The 6,000-nt window shown below is 58.8% G+C and carries 7 protein-coding genes; 1 reads left to right on the plus strand and 6 read right to left on the minus strand.

Features of this window, described 5'->3' with window-relative positions; translation table 11 throughout:
- Positions 1 to 3 precede the first annotated feature (3 nt).
- Complete coding sequence (locus H8S45_RS12000; RefSeq protein ID WP_242977829.1) at positions 4 to 525, plus strand: nucleoside recognition domain-containing protein; 522 nt, start codon at positions 4 to 6, stop codon at positions 523 to 525.
- Positions 526 to 691: 166 nt separating this feature from the next.
- On the opposite strand, the gene H8S45_RS12005 is transcribed toward H8S45_RS12000, so the two are convergent.
- The 6 genes from H8S45_RS12005 to H8S45_RS16610 form a co-directional block, all read right to left on the minus strand.
- On the minus strand, positions 692 to 1,561 hold the full coding sequence (locus H8S45_RS12005) for a 3-hydroxyacyl-CoA dehydrogenase family protein (protein WP_054327253.1): 870 nt from the start codon (positions 1,559 to 1,561) through the stop codon (positions 692 to 694).
- A gap of 45 nt (positions 1,562 to 1,606) precedes the next feature.
- Positions 1,607 to 2,422 carry an enoyl-CoA hydratase-related protein gene (locus tag H8S45_RS12010; RefSeq protein ID WP_054327254.1) on the minus strand — a complete coding sequence of 272 codons (816 nt, stop codon included), beginning with the start codon at positions 2,420 to 2,422 and terminating at the stop codon, positions 1,607 to 1,609.
- Positions 2,423 to 2,544: 122 nt separating this feature from the next.
- Positions 2,545 to 3,732, minus strand: coding sequence for an acetyl-CoA C-acetyltransferase (locus H8S45_RS12015; protein ID WP_054327255.1), 1,188 nt, complete (start codon positions 3,730 to 3,732; stop codon positions 2,545 to 2,547).
- A gap of 186 nt (positions 3,733 to 3,918) precedes the next feature.
- The gene (locus H8S45_RS12020) at positions 3,919 to 5,487 is read right to left on the minus strand and encodes an acyl CoA:acetate/3-ketoacid CoA transferase (protein ID WP_054327256.1); all 1,569 of its coding nucleotides are present in this window, start codon (positions 5,485 to 5,487) and stop codon (positions 3,919 to 3,921) included.
- 47 nt (positions 5,488 to 5,534) lie between these two features.
- The gene (locus H8S45_RS12025) at positions 5,535 to 5,801 is read right to left on the minus strand and encodes a hypothetical protein (protein ID WP_054327257.1); all 267 of its coding nucleotides are present in this window, start codon (positions 5,799 to 5,801) and stop codon (positions 5,535 to 5,537) included.
- Between the two features lie 82 nt (positions 5,802 to 5,883).
- Positions 5,884 to 6,000: 4-hydroxyphenylacetate 3-hydroxylase C-terminal domain-containing protein (locus H8S45_RS16610; RefSeq protein ID WP_186950113.1), on the minus strand; the 117-nt coding region annotated here is incomplete at its 5' end.

A 6,000-nucleotide genomic window follows, 5' to 3' on the forward strand; every position in this document is an offset into this window, starting at 1 on the left:
CGGATGCTACAGAGTGCGTTTATCCCAATGCTGCTGGCGGCAGTGGGGCTATACGCACTGTATAAAGGGGTAGACGTGTTTCCCACTTTTCTGCGCGGTGCCAAAAGCGGCCTGAAAACGGCTGTTGAGCTGCTGCCGACCATGGTCGGCATGCTGACGGTCGTTTACATGCTGCGGGCGTCCGGAGCAATCGATTTAGCGGCGGCCGCACTTGCGCCGCTGTTGAATTTGCTTGGCATTCCAAAGGAATGCACCGCGCTGACCCTGCTGAAACCGATCAGCGGCGGCGGCGGTTTGGCGCTGGGCAGCGAGATCATGCAGCGCTGCGGGCCGGACAGCTATGCCGGTCGCGTGGCGGCGGTCATGCTGGGTTCGTCTGAAACCAGCTTCTACACGATCAGCGTTTACAGCGGTCATTTAGGGCTGAACCGGCTCCGCTATGCCGTGTTTGCCGCCCTTTGCGCGGATTTGACTGCCTTTGCCGTATCGGCGGCGATGGTGCGGCTCTATTTTCCATACATGTAACATTATATCGTGTTTACACGAAAAATACCATACGTTGAGAAAAAATTGTAGAATCATCCAAACAGCTTTCATAAAAACTGTGCAAAAATCAAGATATTTCATGGGTTTAATTTTCTCACAAAAAGAAGGGACTGTACAAGTACAGTCCCCTCTTTTTTCTGCTTGATTACTTTACGATTTCCTTGCCGTTCTCGTCGTACTCGAAGAAGCCCTTGCCGGTCTTGACGCCGAGCCAGCCGGCGCGGACCATCTTGCGCATCAGCGGATGCGGACGGTACTTCGGATCGCCGGTCTCGCGGTACAGCGTCTCCATGATCGCGAGGTTGACATCATGGCCAACCAAGTCGGCGGTGTGGAGCGGGCCGGACTTCATGCCGGCGCCGAGCTGCATGGCAACGTCGATATCAGCAGGGGAAGCGATGCCGTCAGCAACAATGCCCATGGCCTCGTTCATCATCGGGATCAGGATACGGTTTACGACAAAGCCAGGGCCTTCGTTGACCGATACCGGAGTCTTGCCCAAGGAAGCCATCAGGTCGAACGCGGCCTGGAACGTCTCGTCCGAGGTCTGGATCGCGCGGGTAACCTCGACCAGCTTCATGATCTGAGCCGGATTGAAGAAGTGGCAGCCGATCACCTTGTCAGCGCGGTTCGGCACGCTGGCGGCCATCTCGGTGATGGACAGCGCGGAGGTGTTGGAGCCGAAAATGGTATGCGCAGGGCAGATCTGGTCCAACTCCTGCAGAAGCTCTTTCTTCAGGTCCATGCGCTCCAGGATGACTTCCATGATGAAGTCGGCGTCAGCGGCAGCCTTGCGGTCCAGCGAGGTCTTGAGGGAAGCGAGCAGTTCGTTCTTCTTCTCTTCGGTCATTTTTTCCTTCTTGACGAGGAAGGACAGGTCGTTGGTGATGGTCTTAACGCCGCGGTCGATGAACTCCTGCTTTACGTCAAGCATCGTTACCTCATGGCCGTTGGTCAGGAAAACTTCCGTAATGCGCGCGCCCATGTTGCCGGCGCCGAATACACAAACTTTCATATTATATAACCCTCTCTCTCAATGATTGCAGATAAACAAACGCGCTTACTTGTTCTTGAACTCCTTGGCGGGCTTTTCCTTATTCTTATCAAGGAAATAAGCCATGCCATACTTCTGGTCCTCAGTCGCGAAGCACTCGCCGAAGATGTTGCCCTCCAGCTTGAGCGCGGAATTCAGGTCGGTCTGCATGCCGACGTTGATCGCTTCCTTGCAGAGCGCGACAGCGATCGGCGCCTGCGCCGCAATCTCCTCGGCCAGCTTCATGGCTTCGTCCATCAGCTGCTCCAGCGGGTAAACGTAGTTGACCAGGCCCATCTCCAGCGCCTGCTGTGCGGTGTAGTTGCCGCGGGCGGTATAAATAAGCTCCTTGGCCTTGCCGAGGCCTACGATGCGGGCCAGACGCTGCGTGCCGCCGCAGCCCGGCGTGATGCCCAAGCCAACCTCCGGCTGGCCGAACAGCGCGTTATCGGATGCAAGGCGGATATCGCAGGACATCGCCAACTCGCAGCCGCCACCCAGGCAGAAGCCGTTGATTGCGGCAATGACCGGACGCTTGAAGTTCTCGATCTTCCAGCAAACACGGTTGCCGTTGTTGCCGAACTTCTTGCCTTCCTCAACGGACAGGGTGGACATTTCGGAAATGTCCGCGCCGGCCACGAAAGAGTTGACGGTCTTGCCCTTCTTGTTTACCATGGAGGAACCGGTCAGCACGACGCAGTATACGTCGTCCATTGCCGCAACTTCGTCGAACGCTTCCTCGAGCTGGCCGTACATATCGGTGGACAGCGCGTTCATGGCTTTCATGTGCTCGATCTTGACGACCGCTACATGGCCTTTCTTTTCAACTACTACATCAGTCATTGGTAAGACTTCCCTTCAAATTGATGTCGGAATCTTATATACGAGGTGCGCCGCGCACCTGCGCAATCGAATGCTTTGGAGATAGGGGGCCTGCAAAAAGCCCCCTATCATGCCGGTTTGATTTACTTGCAGAGCTCGTCGCGCTCAACAATGATCGCTTCGCCCATGCCGCCGCCGATGCACATGGTGGCAAGGCCGAGGGTGGAGTCGCGCTTGATCATTTCGTAGATCAGCGTGGTGGTGATACGGCAGCCTGCCGCGCCGATCGGGTGGCCCAGTGCGATCGCGCCGCCGTTGACATTGACCTTGTCCATATCAAAGCCCAGCTCGCGGTTGACCGCAGCGGCCTGCGCGGCAAACGCCTCGTTGGACTCGACAAGGTCGAGGTCGGCAACGGTCAGGCCGGCGCGCCCCAGCGCCTGGCGGGTGGACTCGATCGGGCCGACGCCCATGATGGACGGGTCGCAGCCGACAGAGCCGAACGAACGGATCTTGACGAGCGGCTTGAGGCCGTGCGCCTTCACATAATCCTCGGACGCGATAATCATCGCGGCACCGGCGTCGTTGATGCCGGAAGCGTTGCCCGCGGTGACGGTACCGTCCTTCTTGAACGCCGGACGCAGCTTGGCCAGTCCTTCCAGCGTGGTCTGCGGGCGGCAGTGCTCGTCGGTATCGAAAATAACGGTTTCCTTCTTCTTCTTGACCTCTACCGGAACGATCTCGTCCTTGAAGCGGCCGGAGGAAATCGCCTTGGCGGCCTTCATCTGGGACTCGTAGCCGATCTGGTCCTGCATCTCGCGGGTGATGCCATACTGCTCGGCAACGTTTTCCGCGGTGATGCCCATGTGGTACTGGTTAAAAATATCAAATACGCCGTCATGAACCATCATATCAACCAGCTTGACGTCGTTCATGCGCGCGCCCCAGCGCACGTTGTGGGAAACGTACGGTGCGCCGGACATGGACTCAACGCCGCCGACCAGCATGAGCTGATCCTCGCCGGAACGGATGATCTGGGAACCGAGCGAAATTGCGCGCATGGAGGACGCGCAGACCTTGTTGAGGGTCATGGCGGGGGTGGTGATCGGCAGGCCCGCGCCAATCAGGACCTGACGGGCAACGTTCTGGCCGCAGCCGCCCTGCAGCACCTGGCCGAACATTACTTCATCGATCGCTTCCTTGTCCACACCGGCGCGCTCGATCGCCGCATTGGCGGCAACAACGCCGAGCTGGGCTGCGGGTACGTCGCGGAGGGTGCCGCCGTAAGTACCGATCGCGGTACGGGCTGCGGAACAGATATAAACGTTCATTTGGCTGTTTCTCCTTTTCTTCTCTTACGCCGGTGATGCCGGCGCAGCGGTTTGTGACATCTCTTAACGAGTTCGTTAATATTTTATCAAATGTGCAGAAAAATGCAAGGGGTTTTTGTAAGGAATATGGCCCAAATCTTAAAATACCCATAACTTGCACAACACACACAAGGAATAAATCGGGAATTAATCGTTTGCCAGACCCATCAGTTCATCGCGGAAAATACGCGAGTCCATCAGCTTGATCGAACCGTCCGCCTGGCGGGCGATCTGGGGCGCGAATTCCATCTGATCGAGCACCTGGGTCTGCAGGTCGATGCCGGGCGCGATCTCGACCAGGGTAACGCCCTCCGGACGCAACTCGAACACGCAGCGCTCGGTAATGTACAGGACGGGCTGGTGTACCTCGTTGGCATAGTCGCCGGAGAACGTGATGTGCTCGACCGCATTGACGAACTTCTTCTTCGCGCCCTCCTGGGTGATGATCAGCTTGCCGTCGCGGCACTCGGTCTTGAGGCCCTTGGCGGTAAACGTGCCGCAGTAGACGACCTTTTTGGCGTTCTGGGTGATGTCGATGAATCCGCCCGCGCCGGCTAAGCGGGTGCCGAACTTGGACACGTTCAGATCGCCGTTGGGCGCGGTTTCAGCCAGGCCAAGGAACGCGACGTCCAGGCCGCCGCCCTGGTAGAAGTCAAACTGCACGTTGTGCGGGATGATGCACATTGCGTTGGCGGCCGCGCCGAACTGGGTGCCGCCATAGGGGACGCCCGCGATCGAGCCGGCCTCGACGGTCAGGGTCATCTTGTCCGAAATGCCCTCCTCGGCGGCGACGTTGGCAATCTTTTCCGGAGCGCCGGTACCAAGGTTGACGATCGCATCCGGCGGCAGCTCCATGGCCGCGCGGCGGGCGATGATTTTCTTGGCGTCCATCGGGATGGGCGGGATGGCGTCCACCGGAATGCGGAATTCGCCGGTCAGCGCGCCGTCATACGGCATGCCGAGGCACTGCATGTTTTCCTCCTCCGAGCCGACGACGACCGAATCCACATAAATACCCGGAATCGCCACCAGCTTCGGATCGAGCGAGCCGCCCTGCACGATCTTTTCGACCTGCACGATGACCTTGCCGCCCGAGTTCTTGCACGCCTGCGCCATCGCGGTCACGTCCAGCGGGCCGATCTCGCGGTGTACGGTGCAGTTGCCGTATTCGTCGCAGTAGGAAGCGCGCAGGAACACCACGTTGATCGGGAAGCCCTTATACAGCAGGCGCTCCTGCCCCTCGATGTTGACGACCTTGACCAGATCCTCCTTGGTCACATCGTTGAGCTTGCCGCCGCCGTTGCGCGGGTCGGCAAAGGTCTTGAGGCCGACGTGGGTGATCGTGCCAATGTTGTGCGCCGCGATATCGCGGTACATATGCGAAATAACGCCCTGCGGCAGGTTGTACGCCTCGATCTTGTTGGCCAGCGCCAGCTCTCCCAGACGGGGCGCGCGGTCCCAGTGGCCGCCAATGACGCGCTTTACCATGCCCTCGTGGCCGTAGTGGTCGCCGCCGGTGCCGTCGCGGTGGCCCTGGCCGGCCGCGAAGAACAGCGTCAGATTGTTCGGATGGCCGGTCTCCAGAAAGCGCTTTTCCAGCGCCTTGGACAGGGTTTCCGGACAGGCGCAGGAGACGAAGCCGCCGGTGGCGATCGTGTCGCCGTCCTGTACTTTCAGGGCGGCCTCTTCTGCAGAGATAATGCTTACTTTCTTCATGTTCTATCATCCTCCTCAGAGTAACGGGCGTGCGCAGCCCGTTTCATTTACGCGAGCAGCCGGATCTGCTCAGTGACCGACGGGATCTCGTCCGCCGACACCAGCAGGAAGCGGCGGTCGGCATCAATGTCCTCATACAGATAGGGACAGCCGGTGCAGCCGCGAATAATCAGCAATGCGTCGTAGTGGGTGCCATCCTCCGGATAGGAGAACTGTGCGACATCCGAAAGGGAGGAGCGCACGGCTTGATAGGCTGCACCGCGATCATACCGCGGGTTGCAGCCGCCGCAGAATTTGACAGTGCAGCGCAGCATGGGTGCGTAAACCTCCTTTTGTCTAAGCGCAAACATAGGCACTCACGGATCGCCCGCGGGTGCCTATGGGATGCTTCAGAGATTACTTGATACGGGCAATCTTCTTGGCGAGTTCTTTTTTCATTTCGAGGTTGGACTGTCGTGCGATCATGATGCGCTGGGCCTGCGGGGAGCCTGCGCCGTGCATGGACTCGGGCAG

It is taken from the genome of Agathobaculum faecis, from assembly GCF_014287995.1.
Lineage (GTDB): Bacteria > Bacillota > Clostridia > Oscillospirales > Butyricicoccaceae > Agathobaculum > Agathobaculum ammoniilyticum.

Excerpts from the sequence above, each read along its gene's own strand:
- H8S45_RS12000 (WP_242977829.1), top strand. The coding sequence starts at position 4 with ATGCTACAGAGTGCGTTTATCCCAATGCTGCTGGCGGCAGTGGGGCTA.
- H8S45_RS12020 (WP_054327256.1), bottom strand. The coding sequence starts at position 5,487 with ATGAAGAAAGTAAGCATTATCTCTGCAGAAGAGGCCGCCCTGAAAGTA.
- H8S45_RS12005 (WP_054327253.1), bottom strand. The coding sequence starts at position 1,561 with ATGAAAGTTTGTGTATTCGGCGCCGGCAACATGGGCGCGCGCATTACG.
- H8S45_RS12010 (WP_054327254.1), bottom strand. The coding sequence starts at position 2,422 with ATGACTGATGTAGTAGTTGAAAAGAAAGGCCATGTAGCGGTCGTCAAG.
- H8S45_RS12025 (WP_054327257.1), bottom strand. The coding sequence starts at position 5,801 with ATGCTGCGCTGCACTGTCAAATTCTGCGGCGGCTGCAACCCGCGGTAT.
- H8S45_RS12015 (WP_054327255.1), bottom strand. The coding sequence starts at position 3,732 with ATGAACGTTTATATCTGTTCCGCAGCCCGTACCGCGATCGGTACTTAC.